This is a genomic window from Enterococcus ureilyticus (assembly GCF_001730315.1).
Lineage (GTDB): Bacteria > Bacillota > Bacilli > Lactobacillales > Enterococcaceae > Enterococcus_L > Enterococcus_L ureilyticus.
The window spans coordinates 107441-128750 of record NZ_MIKC01000001.1 but is presented as its reverse complement, the minus strand read 5'-3'; the positions used below and the strand labels follow the sequence as shown (position 1 = coordinate 128750).

The window sequence follows — 21310 nt, the reverse complement described above, 5'->3', positions numbered from 1 at the left end:
AGGAGCTGGACAAAAAATGAAAAAATTTTCAATCGTAATTGCAGGTGGAGGAAGTACATTTACTCCCGGAATCGTATTAATGTTACTGGACAACTTAGAGAAATTTCCAATTCGACAAATCAAATTTTATGATAATGATCCACAAAGACAAAAGCAAATTGCAGATGCTTGCGAAATCATTATTAAAGAACAAGCCCCCGATATTGAATTTTTAGCAACAACAGACCCTAAAACGGCCTTTACAGATGTTGATTTTGTTATGGCTCACATTCGCGTTGGTTTATATGCGATGCGGGAAAAAGATGAAAAAATCCCTTTAAAATACGGGGTGATTGGTCAAGAAACTTGTGGACCAGGAGGCATTGCTTACGGTATGCGTTCAATCGGCGGTGTTTTAGAATTGATTGATTATATGGAAAAATACTCACCAGAAGCTTGGATGTTAAATTACTCTAATCCAGCGGCAATCGTAGCCGAAGCAACTAGAAAATTACGCCCAGAATCGAAGATCATCAATATTTGTGATATGCCAGTGGGGATCGAAGAACGGATGGCTAAAGCTGTCGGGCTAAGCTCTAGAAAAGAGATGGTCGTACGTTACTATGGCTTGAATCATTTTGGCTGGTGGACAGATATTCGTGATCAAGAAGGCAATGATTTAATGCCGAAAATCAAAGCACATGTAAAAGAGTATGGCTATTCATTAAAAGAAGAAATCGAAGAATCACAGCATATGGACGCTAGTTGGATGCACACGTTTGCCAAAGCGAAAGAAGTATATGCGGTCGATCCAACGACATTACCAAATACGTATTTGAAATATTATTTTTATCCGCAAGATGAAGTAGCTCATGCAAATCCAGAATATACGCGGGCAAATGAAGTAATGGCTGGACGTGAAAAACATGTGTTTGGTGAATGTAATCGGATCACAAAGGCTGGTACAGCACAAGGAACAACGTTAGAAGTAGATGAACATGCTTCTTATATAGTCGATCTTGCCAGGGCAATTGCCTATAATACTTATGAAAGAATGTTATTGATCGTTGAAAACCAAGGAGCAGTTGTAAACTTTGAAGAAACTGCGATGGTGGAAGTGCCATGTATTGTGGGAAGTAATGGGCCAGAACCGATTGTACAAGGAAAAATTCCTCGTTTTCAAAAAGGCTTGATGGAACAACAAGTTGCTGTTGAAAAGTTGGTTGTTGAGGCTTGGACGGAAGGTTCGTATCAAAAATTATGGCAGGCATTGACCTTATCACGCATTGTTCCCAATGCTCGTATTGCCCAAGAAATTTTAGATGATTTAATAGAAGTAAACAAAGAATTTTGGCCCGAGCTGCGTTAATCACTGAGGCAGGAGATATAGGTAGATACTATTTTCTCCTGCCTATTCCCTTATATATCTACCTAGTTTCCGTTTTGGACGTTATCCATTATAATGAGGAAAAATAAGTGAGGTAAGAAGGGTGAAGATGAATCTAGAATCGTTAATGCAAAAACATCAAAAGAATCTCAGTGAAATGGATTGGGCAATCTTAGGCTACATTTTAGAAAATGAGCAGGAAATTTTCCAGTTGAGTATTGTTGAGCTGGGCAAAAAAGTTCATAGTTCCAAATCATCCGTTTTACGCTTAACCAAAAAACTGGGTTTTTCTGGTTATTCAGAATTTAAATATTTTATGCGACAATCTCAAAAAGCTGAAATTGGGACTATTAGCGCTGATCTAGTTGGTATACAAGTGAAAGATATTGAAAACACAGTCAAATTAGCTCAACAGACAGATTTCACCTCATTTAGTCAAGCGCTTCAAAATGCCAGTACAGTCTATTGCTATGCTACAGGCTATTCACAGCGTAAAGTGGTTGAAGAGCTGTCAAAAATGTTGATGATCTGTGATAAACGATCAATTGTAATTCCTGTAAAAACCGAACTAGATATCAGTATGTCGATGATCACAAAAGAAGATCTTGTTTTATTTGTTTCTTTAAGTGGAGAAACAGATGACATCAAAGAGAATATTCTTTCTTTGAATGCTAGAAAAATACCTGTTGCTGCAATCACAGCATTTTCACATAATTTTTTTGCAGAACATGCACAATACGCTTATTTTTATTATTCAACGCCTTTTGCTGTTTCTGGAAAAAATCATATTGCCCAATCTTTAGTTGGACTAAGTGTGTTGGTGGATTTGATTTTCAGAAAATATGTTACGTATTTAAACAAAAGTTATGAGGAGGAAAGCAGATGACTAGACTGTTGTTAGAACCTATTAAAATGAAACGCCTATTATTTGGTTATTGGTTGCTCGTACCGTGTTTATACGTGGTCTATCTGTTTACTTTAGCGGCGGTTCAACAGACAACGGTTAGTATCATTTTTGCAACAATTCCAAGTTTGACATTGACGACGATCATCGTCTTGTTATTATTTTTTCAATTATTCGCGTTGTATAAACTGATTGATTCTAGCGACTACCGTGCTTCATTACTTGGTAATTTTTTGAAATTTAGTATGATTCAACAACTTTTCTCATTAAATATCATTGGAATCATCTTGTGTATTTTAGTCTATCGTAGCTTGCTACCGACCAAAGACGAGCTTATTTTGCCAAAATCTGAACAATGGATAGTATATGGTGTCATGACATTTGTCGGATGTGTCACAGTGATCGTCTTGTTGATTCGTATTTCATTATAATCTTTGACGAACTGACGCCAGAATTCATTGGTTGGGGTACTCGATTTTTAGACAAAAAGCGAGTAGTGTCTTTAGTTATGTGAAAGTCTGGACAAAAATTTTCTGAAAAAGGCAATTTTAGTAGAAAAGTACTAAAAAGTCTGCTAAAATATAACTGTTGGTTAAGGATATCCTTAACAAATAAAGTTTTTTTAAAACTTAGGAGGAATTTTATTATGCCATTAGTATCAGGAACAGAATTTCTTAAAGCAGCACGCAAAGGCGGCTACGGTGTCGGAGGATTCAACACAAACAACCTAGAATGGACAAAAGCGATTCTTGAAGCTGCAGAAGCTAAAAAAGCGCCAGTTTTGATCCAAACTTCTATGGGTGCTGCTAAATACATGGGCGGTTACCAAGTATGTTACGATTTAGTAAAAGACTTAATCGATTCAATGGGCATTACTGTACCAGTAGCTCTTCACTTAGACCACGGTGAATATGAAGATGCATTAGAATGTATCGAAATCGGCTACACTTCAGTTATGTTTGATGGTTCACACTTACCATTCGAAGAAAACATCGAAAAAGCAAAAGATGTTGTTGCCAAAGCACACGCTAAAGGCGTTTCTGTAGAATGTGAAGTGGGTTCAATCGGCGGAGAAGAAGACGGAATCATCGGTTCTGGCGAATTAGCTGACGTACAAGAATGTGTACAAATGGTTGCTACAGGTATTGATTACCTAGCATGCGGAATCGGTAACATCCACGGTTCATACCCAGACAACTGGACTGGATTAGCATTTGACCACTTACAAGAAATCGCTGACGCTGTTGGTGACATTCCATTAGTATTACACGGTGGATCAGGTATTCCTTTAGAGCAAGTTCAAAAAGCAATCTCTATGGGCGTTTCTAAAATCAACGTGAATACTGAGTGTCAAGAAGTATTTGCTGCAGCAACGCGCAAATACATCGAAGAAGGCAAAGATCTTGAAGGTAAAGGCTTTGACCCTCGTAAATTATTAGCACCAGGAACAAAAGCTGTGACTGAATTAGTAGAACAACGTATCGAATGGTTCGGTTCTGCTAACAAAGCATAATTAATTTCTATACTAGTTATAAAAACTGGAACAACGGATAAACTGTTGTTTCAGTTTTTTTGACGAAAAAATGAATGTCCAATTTAAAAATTGTCTCTAGCCTGCCGATTTATCTACCCAGTTTCTCTAGATTTTATGTGAAAATGATAGAAAAACAAACAATTGATGAAAAACAATCAAAAGCGAATGGCTGTTGGCTTTTTTATTGTCCCTGAATGTGTTAGAATAGTTTGGGTATATTACAAAAAAATAAAACTATTTGTTTTACATAGATAGGTGAGAATATAAATGAAAAAAATCGTAATCAATGGCAATCGTCCATTAACCGGAGAAGTATGTATCAGCGGCGCAAAAAACAGTGCAGTGGCATTGATTCCCGCAGCTATCTTAGCTGATTCACCAGTAACGTTAGATGGTGTACCTGATATTCAAGATGTTCATTCATTAATTGAAATTTTAGAAATCATGGGTGCTAAAACAACCTTTACAGATAATACCTTAGTCATCGATCCAACAGAAATTGTGTCTGTTCCAATGCCTAAAGGCAAAATCAATAGTTTGCGTGCTTCCTATTACTTTATGGGGTCATTATTAGGAAAGTTTGGTGAAGGGGTTGTTGGGTTACCTGGTGGCTGTTATTTAGGACCTCGTCCGATCGATTTACACATCAAAGGCTTTGAAGCACTGGGCGCTGATGTGACCAACGAGCATGGTGCGATGTATTTAAGAACCAATGGTGGACTGCATGGAACGAGAATCTTTATGGATATGGTTTCGATTGGCGCGACGATCAATGTGATGTTAGCTGCTGTGAAAGCCGAAGGAAAAACCATTATTGAGAATGCTGCTCGTGAACCTGAAATCATCGATGTGGCTACATTATTGAACAATATGGGGGCAAATATCAAAGGTGCTGGAACAGATATTATTAGAATCGAGGGCGTTGAAACATTACACGGCTGCCGTCATTCAATCATTCCTGATCGTATCGAAGCAGGGACTTATTTAGCTTTAGCGGCTGCAATGGGTGAAGGGGTAAAAGTTCGTAACGTAATTTACGAACATCTAGAAAGCTTTATTGCAAAATTACAAGAAATGGGCGTTAAGATGACGATCGAAGAAGATATGATCGAAGTCCATCCTTCTCATGATTTAAAAATGACGACAGTTAAAACCTATCCATATCCAGGTTTTGCAACAGACCTACAACAACCGATCACGCCATTGATGTTAAAGGCTAAAGGAACGGGTGAAGTTATTGATAGTATCTATGCACAACGGACAAAGCATATTCCGGAGCTAGTACGCATGGGGGCAGATGCAGCGATCGAAGGCAATATGATTGTGATCAATGGTCCTGCACAATTACATGGGGCAGAAGTTGTTGCCTCAGACCTTCGAGCTGGTGCTTGTTTAGTGATAGCGGGCTTGATGGCTACAGGGACTACAACGATTCATAATGTCGAATATATTTTACGTGGTTATGACCATATTATTGAAAAATTAACAGCACTGGGTGCTGATATCCAAATGATCGAAACAGAAGAAGAAATCGAGGTGGCTAAATGAGTGACTATTTAACGATGGCGGAACTTGAAAATAGTACGTTAAAAGATATTTATTCTTATGCGAAAGAATTCAAGATCCCATATTATAGTCAAATGAATAAAAAAGAGTTATCTCTGGCAGTTATTCGAGCGCAAGCTGAGAAACAAGGATTTTTCTTCATGGAAGGAATTTTAGATATTGTATCTCAAGATGGCTATGGTTTTTTGCGTCCAATCAATTATGGACCAAGTGCAGAAGATATTTATATCTCATCTTCACAAATTCGCCGATTTGGTTTACGCAATGGTGACAAAGTTGCTGGAAAAGCACGTCCTCCAAAAGAATCAGAACGTTATTATGGCTTGATGCATGTTGAAAGTGTCAATGGGAAAGACCCAGAAGAAGCTAAAGAACGTCCGCATTTCCCAGCCTTAACACCGCTTTACCCCGAAAAACAAATCAAACTAGAAACAACTTCTGGTAGATTATCGACACGTATGATTGATATCTTTTCGCCTGTTGGATTTGGTCAACGTGGCCTGATTGTTGCACCGCCAAAAGCTGGTAAGACTAGTGTGCTAAAAGAAATTGCCAACGGTATCTCAGAAAATTATCCAGAGGTAGAATTAATTTTATTATTGATCGATGAACGACCAGAAGAAGTGACTGATTTAGAGCGTAGTGTTAAAGGGGACGTTGTTTCTTCAACATTCGATCAACAACCGCAAAATCATACTCGCGTTTCCGAATTAGTATTAGAACGAGCGATGCGCTTAGTTGAAGACAAACGAGATGTGGTTATCTTGATGGATAGTATTACACGTTTAGCTCGTGCGTATAACTTAGTGATTCCAGCTAGCGGTCGTACATTGAGTGGCGGGATCGACCCAGCAGCTTTTTATAAACCTAAGCGATTTTTTGGTGCTGCTCGAAATATTGAAGAAGGCGGTAGTTTGACGATTCTTGCTACAGCTTTAGTGGATACTGGTAGTCGCATGGATGATGTTATCTTTGAAGAATTCAAAGGAACTGGAAATATGGAACTGCACTTATCTCGTGATTTAGCTGATCGACGTATTTTCCCAGCCATTGATATCAAGAAATCTGGAACACGTAAAGAAGACTTGTTAATGTCAAGCGAGCAGTTAGAGGAAATATGGAAGCTGCGTAATCATATGACAGGAGATTCTTTAGAATACACGGAGCAATTCGTTAAATTTTTACGTAAAACGAAAAACAATCAGAAATTCTTCGAGGAATTCCACGATGTCTCTTTTGGTAGACAAGCGAAAAAAAATATTAAAAGATAATTGCATCGATAAACGAATCATGCTATTATAGTACTGTTGTATACCGACAAATAAACTCTGATGCAGCAAATGGATCAGGGCAAAGGAGCGAAAAGACTATGAAACAAGATATCCATCCAGAATATCACCCAGTTATTTTTATGGACTCAACAACTGGTTTTAAATTTTTATCAGGTTCTACTAAGCACTCTGATGAAACAGTTGAATGGGAAGACGGAAACACTTACCCTGTAATCCGTGTCGAAGTTACATCTGACTCTCATCCATTTTACACTGGACGTCAAAAATTTACACAAGCAGACGGACGTGTGGATCGTTTCAACAAAAAGTATGGTATCAAAGATGCCAACGCCAATCCAGAAGCTTAATTCAAACAGCAATGGTTATAAGACCCCACTCATTTATGAGCGAGGTCTTATTTTTTTTCTTCAAGTGTAACTTGATAGAATTATTGTAAAATCAAACAAAAGTAGTTTAAAATATAAAATGAAGATTAAAATGAATTAAGAAATGATAAAATAGTTTTAGTTGAGAGATTAGAAGGGAATGGGATACTTGAAAGTTAGCAAAAGAAAATTTGGCGAAACAGCTCTTTTATATTCGCTTACGAATGACTCAGGAATTACGATGAATGTGACTGATTTAGGTGCAAGAATTGTTGATTTGATCGTACCTGTTAATGGAGAAAAACGAAATATTGTTTTAGGCTTTGATTCTGCGGAAGAATATATGGAGAAAGATAAGTATTTTGGCGCAACGATCGGTCGTGTTGCAGGTAGAATTAAGCATGGTACATTTTCAATCGATCAGCAAAATTATCAATTGCCTGTTGATCCCAAAAGTGGTCATACGCTACATGGTGGCTTAGAAAGTTTTGAGACAAAATTATGGAGCGCTGCAACAGAGCAAACGAGTGAACGAGTTTCTGTCTTATTTTCCTATCTAAGCCCAGCAGGAGAAAATGGTTTTCCAGGAGAATTAAAAGCTAGTGTAACCTATTCGTTAACAAACGAAAATGAATGGATCATAGATTATCAAGCATCTACCAATCAACCCACATTGTACAATCCAACAAATCATGTGTATTTCAATTTGACAGGCAAACCATCGCAAGCTGTTGACGAACATGAAGTGTTTGTTGATGCTGATAAGTTTGCAGTAGTAGCCGAGGATACTACTGTTACAGGTGAACTACGTACTGTGGTCAATACACCTTTTGATTTTAGAAGACCTAAAAAGATGATTCAAGTGTTTCAGACGAATTATGAACAAAATCGTTTAGTAAATGGATTAGATCATCCGTTTATCTTGAATCAGTCAGGTTTTGATAAGTCCCAAGCGATCATTAGTGCTCCAGAAAAGGATCTTTCAATAGAGATGTATACGGATCGTCCAGCAGTTGTGATTTTTACTGCCCAGTTTGGTGATGAAGGACCAGAAGTTCGAGGGGAAAAAATGTGTCATCATGGCGCTCTTACTTTGGAAACCCAAGTCAGTCCTGGAGCCTGTGAATTTGAAGAGTTTGGTACTATTATCTTATACCCAGAAACACCCTACCAAAGTCGGACAATTTATAAAATCAATGTAACAGATGATAACTGAACCTCCTTGATGAAAAAAATATGTTTAGAAGTGGTAAAAAATAACGAAAAAATTTTTAGGCAGTATTGAAGCATGCGGTACAAAATTTGTTTGCGGTGTCGGCAATGATCAACTCAAAATTATTGAAAAAATTCGTTTTCCTGCAACAACCTGCATTTTGAAATATCATGAGAATAAAACGAAATTTAGTGCTAACTACTTGCTTCATTTTCATTGGAAAATTGTTCAGAGTAAGCTAAAACACTTACCAAAAAACGCTTCAAAAAGTGCTGACAAAGTGACAAATACAATCGAACGTGTTAAACTGATTTTTAAGCTTACTAAAAGTAAGTTTATTAGTGGTAATTAATTTGCCTTTAAGTATAATGTAGGGAGATGAGTTAAACATGCAGTACATATTTGATAAAGGGAGTCTTCACGGGAAAAATTTATTATTACTTCATGGAACTGGTGGCGATGAAACGTCGTTACTAGATATTGCTCGTTTCTTAGATGAAGAGGCTACATTGCTTTCTTTTCGTGGAACTGTTCAAGAGTCTGGAATGAACCGTTTTTTTAAGAGGAATGGCTTGAATCAATTTGACTTGATCAGCTTAGAAGAAGAAAGTGATAAACTCATTCAAGAAATTAGGTCTGTCAGTAAAGAAAAAGGTATATCGTTAGAAGAATGGACCATTGTTGGTTATTCAAACGGAGCGAATATCGCGGCACATATTTTATTAGAACGTCACTTTGCTGTTAAGCAGGCTATTTTATTTCACCCGATGTCTTTAGGGGTGGATACGCAGAAATTTAAGTTATCCGATAAAAAAATCTGGTTATCAGTTGGTGAAAATGATCCTATCGTGCCTAAAGTAGCGTCAGACCAATTGGTCCAACAATTGGAAAAGAGACAGGCGGCTGTTACTATTGCTTCAACAAATGCAGGGCATCAAATAACAATGAATGAAATCAATCAGGCAAAACGGTGGTTAAGTGAGCGCGAAACAGTATAGTTATAAAAACAAAGCGAATCGTTTGTAGCAAGTTAAAAATGATGCTATGCTAGTTATGTAATATAAATTAACTAGGGGGGATTTTCACATGGCAGATTTAAATGGACGCGTAAATGATGCAAAAGACAAAGTTGAAGGAACAGCTAAAGAAGTTCAAGGTAAAGTAACAGACGATAAAGGTAAAGAAATTGAAGGTAAAGCACAATCAGCTTTTGGCGATGTAAAAGATAAAGCTCGCGATGCCGGTGATGATATGAAAGATGGCGCTGAAAAATTAGGCGACAAAATCAAAGAAGGCTTTGAAGATATCAAAGAAAAATTCCATAAACACGACGATAAATAATAATCGATTTTGTCGATTGAAATTTATAGAGGAGTGAGGTAGAATTCTATCTCGCTCCTCTTTTTTTATTGAGAAATAGATGGAAATTTATAATAAAAGAAAACAGAGCAGATACCGATAGACTTTGGAACTGTTTTTCATTTTGGAGGAAAGTACAAACTAATCTATTTATATTTTTTACTTGAAGGAAATTATCTTTTTTTTCGATTATTGTCGAAAAAGAAGATAAAACAATACTTTTAAATGCGATATAATTAATATTGAAAATATATATGTATTTAAAAACCATAAAAAGGAAGAGCAAATATGAAAAAATGGACACACACACTATTAGTTTCAACATTAGTTTTGGGTACAGTACCATATGGTACAATGAATTCTTCGGTTCAAGCAATTGCAGAAGAAATAGAGAAGCAAGAAATGACCGAAGCATCAGGAGAAACAGCTAAGGAGTTTGAAGGTGAGAGTCTTACGAGCTCAGTTAAGCAAACTACAAGTGATTCAAAACAAGTAATGTCAGAAGTAACCACTTCAACTGAGATAATGGAGGAAGGTGCTAAGTCAAATGAAGTTGTTGGGCATTCGCAAATAGCTTTAGCTCAGGAGAATAAATCTGAGGGAATGAATCAAGTTATGCCTCGAAATATAGGGGACTTTATCATAACTGTTGATGGTGTTGTTCTTCCAGTACAAGAGATTGACTATCAATACACAAATGCAGTACATATAAATTTTGTACGTAAGGATCCTGATAATCCTTTTGCCAAAAGTTATCAATATGAATTTCTTTCTGGCGGCGGAATTCAGAGTGGTAATAATGTCGATATGACTGCTTATTTAACTGGTCCAGAGGGGATTTATGAATTTCGTCTGCAAGGTTTAGATGCCAGAGGAGGTTCAGATACAGGTTATTTTGCAAACAATATTCAAAGAACGGCCTCCTCAATAAACATTGATGGCGTAATTAATCAATCAGAAACAGTTGTTGAAGATCCATCTTCGATTATAGTAGGAAGAGATGTCGCGGATACTTATGGTGACTATAGCTATTCCTGGGTAATTAAAGATGCAAGTGGTGATGTTGTTCAATTTGGTGAAACTGGTGAACAACCAGATATCGATCAATTAGCTACTGGTGAATATACAATCACAAATATTGTAACAGAAACGCCGCCAGCTGGTTATGTTTCGACAGCACCAATTACTGACACAACTTCTGGTAAATTCAAAATTACAGCAGGAAAAGTTATCGTTGAACATATTTTAGTCGATTCAGATGGCAATCAAGTGAAAATCTATAGTACAGATGATACTAGTTATTCCGGTAAAATTGGGCTGGGTTACGCAACAACACCAATAGAGATCACTGGATACGAACTAGTTGTAGAAAAAATGCCAGCTAACCAAAACGGAACCTATACAAAAGCAGATCAAACGGTTAAATATTACTATAAAAAAGTCAAAACCAATATCAACATTGAATATGTGAACGAAAAAGGCGAACCACTTTCAACAGGAGATATAATTCTTGGTGAGTATGAAGATCCTTACAAAACCACCGCAAAAGATATTCAAGGATATGAGTTAGTGACAACACCAAATAATGCAACAGGCAACCACACAGACAAAGATCAAACAGTCAGCTATGTCTATAAAAAGAAAGCAACAAAAGTAAACGTTCATTATGTCGATGAAAAGGGGAAACCACTCGCAGAGAGCGGTTTACTTGATGGATTTTTTGATGATCCATATAATACGACACCTAAGCCAATTTCAGGCTATATTTTAATGGCAGTACCGAGAAATGCTTCTGGTAAATATGATGTCGATCCGACAGAAGTCACGTATATCTATAAAAAAATTGAAGCACCAACCGTTGATGATGCAGTAGAAGGAGCAAAAGAAGTTACTGGTAATGGGATGCCTAATTCTAAAGTAATCGTAACATTTCCTGATGGCACTAAGGTAACTGTAGATGTCGATAAAGATGGAAAATGGAAAACAGCTGTTCCAGAAGGAATAGAACTGAGAAAAGGCGATAAATTAACAGCAGTTACGCTAGATCCTCTAACGGGTACATTGTCAGATCCAGGGGCGGGCAAAGTGACACCATTATCTAATAAAGTACCAGAAACAACAACTAAACCAAGTAATACCAGCAATACATCAAGTACTCAAACTAAGAACAAACTGCCAAATACAGGCGAAACTAATAATACGGATGTCATGACGATGGGTTTATTAAGTTTAGTATTGGCTTTCTTCGGAAAGTTTCTACAAAAGAAAAAAGCGGAATAAAAAAATAGCTTAAAGCAAAGCAACTGTAAGGAAATCCCACTTTAGGCTCATACAAATAGACTCCCCCCTGCCCAATGCATAGAGAGCGTATTGGGCAGGGGGGAGTTAAGCACGTTTATTATTAATTAGCTTTTTAATAATTCTTTCAAAATAGGTAAATCATGGACTTCATATTGCTTTTTAAAAGCATCAATTTCTTCTTCACTGAAAGTTTCGGGATCTAAAACCAATGCTTCAACAGGTAAAGGACGTGTATTTCTGATTTTTATATCAATGACAACCGGACGCTCGCTTTTTTTAGCAGCTGTAAAGGCAGGCTCTAATTGCGTATAGTCTGTTATTGTAAAGCCTTGTGCCCCGAGTGCTTCGCCAACTTTACCAAAATCGGCTCCTTCTAATGAAACACCAAATTTCTTCTGTTCACTATCTTCTTGTTCTGCCTCGATAAAGCCGAAAGAATCATTTGAAAAAACGATATTGATAATTGGTAGTTTGTATTTGACCTGAGTGATGATATCTTGCATGACCATTGCAAATGCGCCATCTCCACTCAAGGTGAAGACTTGTCGATCTGGATAGCTCAATTGGGCAGCGATTCCTCCTGGGATACCATTGCCCATCGTAGCAAACCAGCCTGATGTAGTAAATTTTTGTTTACCATTCATCTCAAGCAGTCGAATAGCATGGATTGTGGTGTTCCCAACATCTGTTACAAAGATGGCTTCTTTATCAGCAATTCGACGAATTTCTTTAAAAACAGGTTCTACCCGAAGGGGTTTATCCTCTTGATTTTCAAAACTTCTTAACCAACTGACCCAGTTTACTTTATTTTTTTGATTGGCTTTTAGCCAGCGATCAAATGGGCGTGATTCACCTAATTCCACCATGCGTTTTAGAGACTCTTTAGCATCTCCTAAAATAGCGACATCTGTTTTATGACGGCGACCTAATTTAGTAGAATCAGTATCGACTTGAATAAATTTTGCACTCGGATTAAAGAAATTGGCCGCAAATGGAAAATCACTACCGACAAAGACAATCAAATCAGTTTCTGCTAAGGCTTCATTTGCGGGTTTAGTTGCAACTCGAGCGGCAAAGCCAAGAAAATTTTCATAAGCATCAGGGACAATTCCTTTGCCTAGGACAGCAGAGACCACAGGCATTGAAAAGTGCTCTGAAAATGCTTTGATTTCTGGCCAGGCATTACGACAGCCTTGTCCAATGTAAAGAAGGGGTTTTTCAGCAGCATTGATCAAAGGCATTGCTTTTTTTAGATCATGATAATTTGGCATGACCAAACCTTTTCGGTGATTTTCAGCTGTTGAACTATTGTGTGCTGGGATTTCTTTTGTTCCAAAATCAACTGGAATCGTTACAACAGCAACACCGTTATAGTTATAAGCCGTTTTGATTGCTTCATCCACGACATGAGGTAAACTTTCTGGGGTCATAACGGTTCGATTGTAGACACTCACGTCAGCAAACATAGGGTTTTCATTTAATTCTTGAAAGGAGTTGTAATTCATTGAATCGCTCGCAACTTGCCCCAAAAGAGCTAGGACAGGAACATGATCCATTTTAGCATCATACAAACCATTGATTAAATGAGTCGCACCAGGTCCAGCAGAGCCAAAAGCTACACCAATTTTTCCGGTTAGTTTAGCATCAGCGGCAGCAGCTAGCGCGCCAACTTCTTCGTGACGGACTTGGATAAAGTTGATGCTGTTTTTTTCTTGATATAAGGCATCCATCGTGGAGTTGAAGGAACCACCTGGTATGCCATAAATGTGATCGATGCCCCAACTTTCTAAAACGTTGATCATCGCAACAGCAGCATTGATTGTTTCGACCATTTTACTCACTCCATTTCTTAATTTTCTTTCTATCTAAAGTATACTCGTTCTAGATTTTTGTACCAAACGAAAGCCTTTTTTGCATTATGCGTGGTTATAAAATCACTGATATGATAAAGTTAAGGGAAGAAAAGAATTTGGGGAAGATGGGGTGTTTATAATTATTGATTGGCTGTTATCTTTGGAAGCTTGGCAGCAAGCATTGGTGGGGACAGGTTTTACTTATTTTATGACGGCTTTAGGAGCTGGCTTGGTCTTCTTTTTTAAGGATATTAAAAAAGAAATTCTGAATATGATGCTCGGATTTGCGGCTGGTGTGATGATTGCAGCAAGTTTTTGGTCATTACTAGATCCGGCAATCAAGCAGGCGGAAGAAAATGGGAGTATTGCTTGGCTGGTCGTTAGTTTTGGCTTTGGGTTAGGTGGGTTGTTTCTTTATATTGCAGACAAGACTTTGCCACATATGCATTTTGGGCCGAATCATGAAAAAGAAGGATTGCCAAGTCATTTAAAACGGACGATTTTATTGGTTTTTTCAATTACGTTACACAATATTCCAGAAGGTTTAGCTGTGGGCGTTGCATTTGGCGCAGCGAGTTCCGCTGATGATCCTAAAAAAGCAGTATTGGCAGCTATTTCTGTAGCGTTAGGGATCGGTATCCAAAACTTTCCAGAAGGTGCTGCTGTTTCAATTCCATTGCGACAAGAAAATTTAAGTCGTAAAAAAGCTTTTCTTTACGGACAAGCATCAGGAATTGTTGAACCAATAGCAGGAATCATCGGGGCTGTTTTAGTAACTAAAGTAACATTGCTGTTGCCGTATGCCTTAGCATTTGCAGCGGGAGCGATGATTTACGTTGTAGTAGAAGAATTAATTCCAGAAGCACAACAAACCGTGACTAGTAAGCGTCATTTTGCAGTATTTGGTGTGATGTTAGGGTTTATTATTATGATGATTTTAGATGTAGCTTTGGGATGATTTTCTTTAATTGATTTAGAAATATAGTCTAGTTTTAGAATGTATCGGGATGAGAAAATAAGCAATAAAAGGTTGTGGGAATGAAGAGACAAATTATAGCACATAATAAAAAACGAGTAAGCAGGAAATACCATTTCCTGCTTACTCGTTTTCTTTAGTCAAATAAAGTTTTACATCACGCGTTCAAACGGATCCAAACTAATTCCTTTTTCTAAAACGATCTTTGCATATTCTTGTGCGGAAAATAAAGAATGATCTTTATAGTTACCGCATTCTTTAGCAGAAACTGCAGGAACAAAATCTGTTTCTGCGATAAAGGTCAAGACTTTAACCAATGCATCACGAATTTCTTTTGGTGAATGTTCATTCCACATGATCATGTAAAAACCAGTGCGACAACCCATTGGCGAGATATCGATGATACCTTCCAGGTGATCACGTAAGTTTACAGCTAATAGGTGTTCTAATGTGTGAACTGCAGCAGTCGGTAATTCGTCTTCATTCGGTTGTAAGAAACGTAAATCGTATTTTTCAATCAACGCCTCACCATTTTTTTCAGTACCCGCTAAACGAACATAAGGGGCTTTTACTGTATTATGGTCTAATTCAAAACTTTCAACACGTGCCATGTTATTCACTCCTTCAAATTAAGTAAATGTCGCTTTTAACTATAACAAAACACTTTAGAAAGTCAATAGATTTCGCTTTATCTGTGGATTCTGTTAAGAATTTTGTTGGGCAAATATTTTGGCTAATTTTTTTAATAAAACAGGTGCATCATCTTGATCCATTATAACTTCGATCCATTGGAGACGGGTATTATCTTGTCTGGCCGCTGTCATGGCTTTGTTAAGTTCCTTTTCAGTGGTGACTTTATAGACGGTGACATTGTTAGTTGTTCCGCCGAAAACAAACGGAAGGTTCTGATAATCCCACATTGGAATATCGTTGTATTGCTCCGTAGCACCATGAATTTCTCGCTCCACAGTATAGCCATTATTATTGATCACAAAAATAATTGGTGTTAGTTTTTCTCTTAAAGCAGTTCCTAATTCTTGCACCGTTAATTGCAGTGAACCGTCTCCGATAAACAATAAATGACGGCTGGTTTTATTGGCAATTTGACTTCCTAAAAGAGAAGGGAATGTATACCCAATCGATCCCCACAATGGCTGACCAATAAAACGCATTTCTTTTTTTAGCGGTACGTTCGTCATACCAAAAAAGGAAGTCCCTTGTTCGCTGACTACTGTATCTCCTTTTACAAGAAATGCTTCCACTCTCTTCCAAAAATATTTTTGAGTAATCTTATTATCTTTGATTTCTAGATCTGACTGCCGTTTTACTGGAAGAATATCGCCTGTAAATCTAGAAAAAGATAATGTTGCGAGCGCAGCAACAAAGCGGTCTAGCTGGACTTTTTGGTGTTTTTCTCCATAAAGTAAAACTTCTGTACTTCCAATTGAGATGATTTGTTTTTCTGTAAAACCAAAACTAAAGCCGGATGTTGCAGAATCTGTTAGTTTTACACCTAAAAGTAACACTAAATCTGCTGTATCGACACGGCTTCTTAAAGGTTCTGCAGTAGTTGAGCCTGTGTAGGTTCCTAGATAATGAGCATCTTCTTCATTGAATGCACTTTTTCCAAGGGGTAAAGTAGTGATCGGCAGATTAAATTTTTGGATAAATTCATCTAATTGTTGTTCGATATGATAACTTAATATCTCATGACCAGCAATGATAACCGGATTTTCAGCCTGCTGTAATGCGTCTTCGATTTTACTTAAAATAGCTACTTCTACATCCGTCAGTTTACTTGTTAATTGATTTAAGGGTGCTTGAGGCTTGGTGGCATGAACGTCAGCAATATCAATTGGCAAATTGATATAGACTGGACGTTTGCTGGTTAGGGCAATCGTAAGAACGCGATCGATCTCAGTTAAAGCATTTTCAGCAGTTAAATGAGCAATCGCAGAGGTCACTTCTTCGTGCATTTTTTCAAAACGAAGAAAGTTTCCGTCTCCTAAGGTATGATGAACTAATTTTTTTGCTTCTTGGATGCTAGTAGTGGGCGAGCCTACGATCTCGACCACTGGAACATTTTCGGCAAAACTGCCAGCTAAGCCATTGACCGCACTCAATTCTCCTACACCAAACGTAGTAACAAAAGCTGCGATTCCTTTAGTGCGAGCGTAGCCGTCAGCCATATAGGCAGCATTCAACTCATTAGCAGTACCAACCCATTTAAAATCTTTTCTTGCAGTAATATGGTCTAAGAACTGTAAATTATAATCTCCTGGGACCCCAAAAATCTCATCAATACCGAGTTCCTTTAAGCGGTCTAGTAAATAATCTGCTACAGTGTACATCTAATCATCCTCCTAAATTTAAAAGCGTAGCGGGCTCATCTCACTTTGACAGGAAAAGAGGAAAAACTACCTAAGATATTTTTCCCTCATTTAACTTCCATCTTTTTCCCAAAATGCTAGGACGTGAAGCGAACATCCTACTATTTTTATTCGTGCCCCTAGTTTCAAAGCAAGTATAAAACTGCAAAATCGTTTAGTCGACTATCCTGCTCGAATAATAAGAAAGCTATTAAAGTTGAATTTGAAAGAGATTATTTATCTTTTTCTGAAAAGATAGCAAAATCATTTTACTTCCTATGTAGTAAAAGCCGATATTATGTTAAAATAGAAAAAGCAACTTTCTTCAGGAATTTGAGAGGAGATCAATTAAGTATGAAAAAAATGTATAATGTTGCCGTGGTAGGCGCAACGGGTGCTGTTGGCACAAAAATGATCGAAATGTTAGCAGAAACATCTTTACCAATCAATCAGGTGAAATTATTAGCGTCAAAACGTTCAGCGGGAAAAGAAGTAACGTTTAAAGGGCAGACACTTGTCATCGAAGAGCTAATACCTGACTCATTTACGGATGTGGATATTGCTTTATTTAGCGCCGGTGGAACGATTTCTAAACAATTTGCCCCTGAAGCGGTCAAACGTGGAGCAGTCGTGGTGGATAATACAAGTCATTACAGAATGAACGCGGATGTTCCTTTGGTTGTACCAGAAGTCAATCCTGAGGCACTAAAAAGACATAAAGGAATCATCGCAAATCCAAATTGTTCGACGATTCAAATGATTGTAGCACTTGAACCAATTCGTCAAGCATATGGTTTAGATCGTGTGATTGTTTCAACCTATCAAGCAGTTAGTGGCGCAGGGATCAACGCGATGGACGAGTTAAAATCACAAGCGACAGCGTATATCAACGGAACACCTGCAGATCAATTGACGGCAACGATTTTGCCGTGTGGTGGTGATAAAAAGCATTATCCAATCGCATTCAATGCATTACCACAGATCGATGTTTTTGCAGACGCTGATTATACGTATGAAGAATGGAAAATGATTAACGAAACGAAGAAAATCATGGAAGATGACAGCATCAAAGTTGTTGCGACGTGTGTCCGTATTCCTGTACTATCTGGCCATTCTGAATCAATTTACATTGAGGTTAAAGAAGAGGGTTCTAATGTTGCCAAAATCAAAGAGTTGATTGCAAAAGCACCGGGAGCCGTTTTACAAGATGATCCAAGTCAACAACTTTATCCGCAAGCTTTAACGAGCATTGACCGCAAAGAAACATTTGTTGGAAGAATTCGTCAAGATATCGATATTGATAAAGGCTACCATATGTGGGTTGTTTCTGATAACTTATTAAAAGGCGCTGCTTGGAATTCAGTTCAAATTGCGGAAACATTACATGAGATGGATTTGGTAAGGGTTTAAATGTCATTTAGCTATGCAGGCTAAAATCATAGAAAAAGAATAAACTATGTTTGTGATAAAAAGCGTCGCAACGTTATTTCCCCTTTTTTCTATAAGGTCGATTGAGCCTGTTACGCTACTTAAAATAGGAGGTAGTAAGTATGAATTTAGAAAATGCAACGATAATTACAGCAATGGTCACACCTTTTGATGAAAGCGGCGCAATCGATTTTGCGAAGCTGCCCCAATTAGTGAAACACTTGCTTGATCATCATACAGAAGGAATTATTTTAGCAGGAACAACAGGGGAATCGCCAACGTTGACTCATGATGAAGAAATCGAGTTATTCAACGAAGTGATTCGTTTGGTTGATGGACGAGTACCGATCATCTGTGGTGTGGGAACCAATGATACAAGGGACTCTATTGAATTTGTGCAGGAGATTTCAGCAATCAGAGGGATCGATGCTGGTTTGGCTGTAGTCCCTTATTACAATAAACCAAATCAAGAAGGCTTGTATCAGCATTTCAAAGCAATTGCTGAAGCGAGTGATTTACCGATCATTTTATATAATGTACCTGGCAGAACGGTCGCAAACCTTGATGTAGCAACGAGTTTGCGTTTAGCCGAATTAAATAATATTATCGCGATCAAAGAATGTTTCGGGCTAGATGCGTTGACTGAGTTGATAGAAAAGGCACCAAAAGACTTTTTAGTGTATACTGGAGAAGACTCCTTAGCATTTTCCAATAAAGCTTTGGGTGGACAAGGGGTAATATCAGTTGCTAGTCATGTGTTTGGCACTGAAATGTATGAGATGTTTCAAGCGTTGGATCATGGAGAAATCAAGCAAGCTGCAAGTATTCAACGGCAATTATTGCCGAAGATGGATGCCTTGTTTTCAGCTCCTTCACCGGCACCTGTGAAAGCAGTTCTAAATCACATGGGCATCTCTGTTGGTGACCTACGTTTACCTCTTGTATCCTGTACTTCTGAAGAAAAAGCGAAAATTTTAAGCATACTGGATATTTGATTCAGTATGAGAATATAGAGAGGTGAAGTAAGTGAGTACAATAAAAATCGTTCCTTTAGGCGGCGTTCGTGAAAATGGAAAAAATATGTACATCGCAGAAGTGGAAGATGAAATTTTTGTACTGGATTGTGGATTAAAATATCCAGAAAATGAGCTATTAGGAATTGATGTGGTGATTCCCGATTTTACGTATTTAGTGGAAAACATCGACCGTGTTGCAGGAATTTTCTTAACGCATGGTCACGCCGATGCAATCGGGGCGTTACCGTATCTTTTATCGAAAGTTCATGTACCAGTATTTGGGACAGAATTAACGATCGAGTTAGCAAAATTAAACGTAGGAGATCAGGCAGATTCTAAAGACTTTAATGATTTTCACGTAGTCGATGCTCATACAGAAATTGACTTTGAGCATGCTACCATCAGTTTTTTCCGCACAACACATACGATTCCTGATTCGATCGGAATCAATTTAAAGACAAAAGAAGGTAACATTGTTTACACAGGAGATTTCAAGTTTGATCAAAGTGCGATTCCGATGTATCAAACAGATTTTGGCCGTGTAGCAGAGATTGGCAGAGAAGGTGTTTTGGCTTTACTGAGTGACTCTTCTAATGCTGAAAATCCGGCTCAAGTTGTTTCAGAGCTACAAATTGCGGATGAAGTTTTTGATACGATCCGGTATTGGGAAGGTCGTATTATCGTAGCCTGTGTAGCTAGTAATTTGCAGCGTGTCCAACAAGTGTTAGATGCGGCACACCGTTCAGATCGTAAAATCGTATTGACAGGTCAAGATTTTCAACGGATCATCAATACTGCGATTAAACTGGATAAATTAAAATTACCAAGTGAAGATTTGATTATTACTGTGAAGGATATGAAAAAATATCAAGCAGAGCAGCTAGTTATTTTAGAAACTGGCACAATGGGAGAACCAATCAAGTCATTACAAAAAATGGCTAATGGGACACATCGTGTGGTCAAAATTCAAGAAGGCGATTTGGTATACATTACAACGACGCCGACAACGGCTATGGAAACTGCTGTGGCTAAAACCGAAGATATCGTTTACCGTGCTGGTGGCGTGGTCAAACAAATATCAGATAACATGCGTGTCTCAGGTCACGCTAATCCTAATGATCTACAATTGATGTTAAATTTGATCAAACCTAAATATTTTGTTCCTATTCAAGGAGAGTACCGTCAATTAGCAGCACATGCTGATTTAGCTCATGAATTAGGGATTCCATACAAAAATATTTTCATTACTGGTCGAGGAGATATCCTTGAATATAGCAAGCAAAAAATGAATGTCGCTGGCAGTACAACTGCTGATAATATCATGATCGATGGTATTGGCGTTGGTGATATTGGAAATATTGTCCTGCGTGACCGTAGAATTTTATCAGAAGATGGTATTTTTGTCGCTGTAGTTACGATCAATCGTCGTGAAAAACGAATCGTATCACCTGCAAAGATTACCTCAAGAGGATTTGTTTATGTGAAAACTAGCAAAGACTTGATGAAGGAAAGCAGTCATATTGTGACGGAGATCGTTGAAAAGCATCTTGAAAGCAGCGATTTTGAATGGAGTAAACTAAAACAAGATATTCGCGAGCAATTAAGCCGTTACTTGTTTGAACAAACGAAAAGACGTCCAGTGATTCTTCCTGTGATCATGGAAGCAACTCAACGTAAAGGGCGCAAAGCTACCAATTAAAGAAATCATTCACTCAGTCAGTTTACGGTGGCTGAGTGATTTTTATTTCTGATAGTAAAAAACAAAGCA

At 37.8% G+C, this 21310-nt stretch carries 18 protein-coding genes and 1 pseudogene; 16 read left to right on the top strand and 3 right to left on the bottom strand.

All coding sequences use genetic code 11. The features are described from left to right. Positions 1-16 precede the first annotated feature (16 nt). The 12 genes and pseudogenes from BCR24_RS00625 to BCR24_RS00575 all read left to right on the top strand — a co-directional run bounded on the left by BCR24_RS00625 (position 17) and on the right by BCR24_RS00575 (position 11879). Positions 17-1348, top strand: coding sequence for a 6-phospho-alpha-glucosidase (locus BCR24_RS00625; RefSeq protein ID WP_069638827.1), 1332 nt, complete (start codon positions 17-19; stop codon positions 1346-1348). 127 nt (positions 1349-1475) lie between these two features. Continuing rightward, complete coding sequence (locus tag BCR24_RS00620; RefSeq protein WP_069638624.1) at positions 1476-2252, top strand: MurR/RpiR family transcriptional regulator; 777 nt, start codon at positions 1476-1478, stop codon at positions 2250-2252. Continuing rightward, positions 2249-2701: a hypothetical protein gene (locus BCR24_RS00615; protein ID WP_069638623.1), complete on the top strand. Its 453-nt coding sequence runs from the start codon at positions 2249-2251 to the stop codon at positions 2699-2701. Before BCR24_RS00620 ends, BCR24_RS00615 begins: the two co-directional genes overlap by 4 nt. A gap of 215 nt (positions 2702-2916) precedes the next feature. Further along, positions 2917-3783, top strand: coding sequence for a class II fructose-bisphosphate aldolase (locus tag BCR24_RS00610; protein ID WP_010760933.1), 867 nt, complete (start codon positions 2917-2919; stop codon positions 3781-3783). 288 nt (positions 3784-4071) lie between these two features. Beyond that, positions 4072-5352, top strand: coding sequence for a UDP-N-acetylglucosamine 1-carboxyvinyltransferase (locus BCR24_RS00605; protein WP_069638622.1), 1281 nt, complete (start codon positions 4072-4074; stop codon positions 5350-5352). Then, positions 5349-6641, top strand: coding sequence for a transcription termination factor Rho (rho, locus tag BCR24_RS00600; protein WP_069638621.1), 1293 nt, complete (start codon positions 5349-5351; stop codon positions 6639-6641). The genes BCR24_RS00605 and rho overlap by 4 nt, the downstream gene beginning before the upstream one ends. Positions 6642-6739: 98 nt before the next feature. After that, positions 6740-7009 carry a type B 50S ribosomal protein L31 gene (locus BCR24_RS00595; RefSeq protein ID WP_025870994.1) on the top strand — a complete coding sequence of 90 codons (270 nt, stop codon included), beginning with the start codon at positions 6740-6742 and terminating at the stop codon, positions 7007-7009. 178 nt (positions 7010-7187) lie between these two features. Further along, positions 7188-8243, top strand: a complete 1056-nt coding sequence (locus BCR24_RS00590; RefSeq protein ID WP_100630340.1) for an aldose epimerase family protein — start codon at positions 7188-7190, stop codon at positions 8241-8243. Between the two features lie 40 nt (positions 8244-8283). Continuing rightward, positions 8284-8394 (top strand): annotated as a pseudogene (locus BCR24_RS16605) (fructokinase); the annotation flags it as partial. A gap of 235 nt (positions 8395-8629) precedes the next feature. Further along, on the top strand, positions 8630-9238 hold the full coding sequence (locus tag BCR24_RS00585) for an alpha/beta hydrolase (protein ID WP_069638620.1): 609 nt from the start codon (positions 8630-8632) through the stop codon (positions 9236-9238). Between the two features lie 88 nt (positions 9239-9326). Further along, complete coding sequence (locus BCR24_RS00580; RefSeq protein WP_069638619.1) at positions 9327-9581, top strand: CsbD family protein; 255 nt, start codon at positions 9327-9329, stop codon at positions 9579-9581. Between the two features lie 306 nt (positions 9582-9887). Beyond that, a complete protein-coding gene (locus BCR24_RS00575; RefSeq protein ID WP_069638618.1) occupies positions 9888-11879 on the top strand; it encodes a MucBP domain-containing protein in 1992 nt (663 codons plus the stop codon). A 125-nt stretch (positions 11880-12004) separates the two neighbouring features. Here BCR24_RS00575 and spxB read toward each other — a convergent pair whose 3' ends face one another. Then, entirely contained in the window at positions 12005-13732 is a 1728-nt protein-coding gene (gene spxB, locus BCR24_RS00570) for a pyruvate oxidase (protein WP_069638617.1), read from the bottom strand. 160 nt (positions 13733-13892) lie between these two features. On the opposite strand from spxB, the gene BCR24_RS00565 reads away from it, so the two are divergent. Further along, positions 13893-14711, top strand: a complete 819-nt coding sequence (locus tag BCR24_RS00565) for a ZIP family metal transporter (RefSeq protein ID WP_069638825.1) — start codon at positions 13893-13895, stop codon at positions 14709-14711. A gap of 170 nt (positions 14712-14881) precedes the next feature. Here the strand turns inward: BCR24_RS00565 and BCR24_RS00560 are convergent, their stop codons facing one another. After that, positions 14882-15340: an S-ribosylhomocysteine lyase gene (locus BCR24_RS00560; protein ID WP_069638616.1), complete on the bottom strand. Its 459-nt coding sequence runs from the start codon at positions 15338-15340 to the stop codon at positions 14882-14884. Between the two features lie 93 nt (positions 15341-15433). Continuing rightward, a complete protein-coding gene (locus BCR24_RS00555; protein ID WP_069638615.1) occupies positions 15434-17080 on the bottom strand; it encodes an alpha-keto acid decarboxylase family protein in 1647 nt (548 codons plus the stop codon). Positions 17081-17452: 372 nt separating this feature from the next. Here BCR24_RS00555 and BCR24_RS00550 point away from each other — a divergent pair, with 372 nt between their 5' ends. The 3 genes from BCR24_RS00550 to BCR24_RS00540 all read left to right on the top strand — a co-directional run bounded on the left by BCR24_RS00550 (position 17453) and on the right by BCR24_RS00540 (position 21241). Further along, the gene (locus BCR24_RS00550; protein WP_069638614.1) at positions 17453-18508 is read left to right on the top strand and encodes an aspartate-semialdehyde dehydrogenase; all 1056 of its coding nucleotides are present in this window, start codon (positions 17453-17455) and stop codon (positions 18506-18508) included. A gap of 140 nt (positions 18509-18648) precedes the next feature. Continuing rightward, complete coding sequence (gene dapA, locus BCR24_RS00545; RefSeq protein ID WP_069638613.1) at positions 18649-19521, top strand: 4-hydroxy-tetrahydrodipicolinate synthase; 873 nt, start codon at positions 18649-18651, stop codon at positions 19519-19521. A 31-nt stretch (positions 19522-19552) separates the two neighbouring features. Continuing rightward, positions 19553-21241 carry a ribonuclease J gene (locus BCR24_RS00540; RefSeq protein ID WP_069638612.1) on the top strand — a complete coding sequence of 563 codons (1689 nt, stop codon included), beginning with the start codon at positions 19553-19555 and terminating at the stop codon, positions 21239-21241. Positions 21242-21310: the final 69 nt, after the last annotated feature.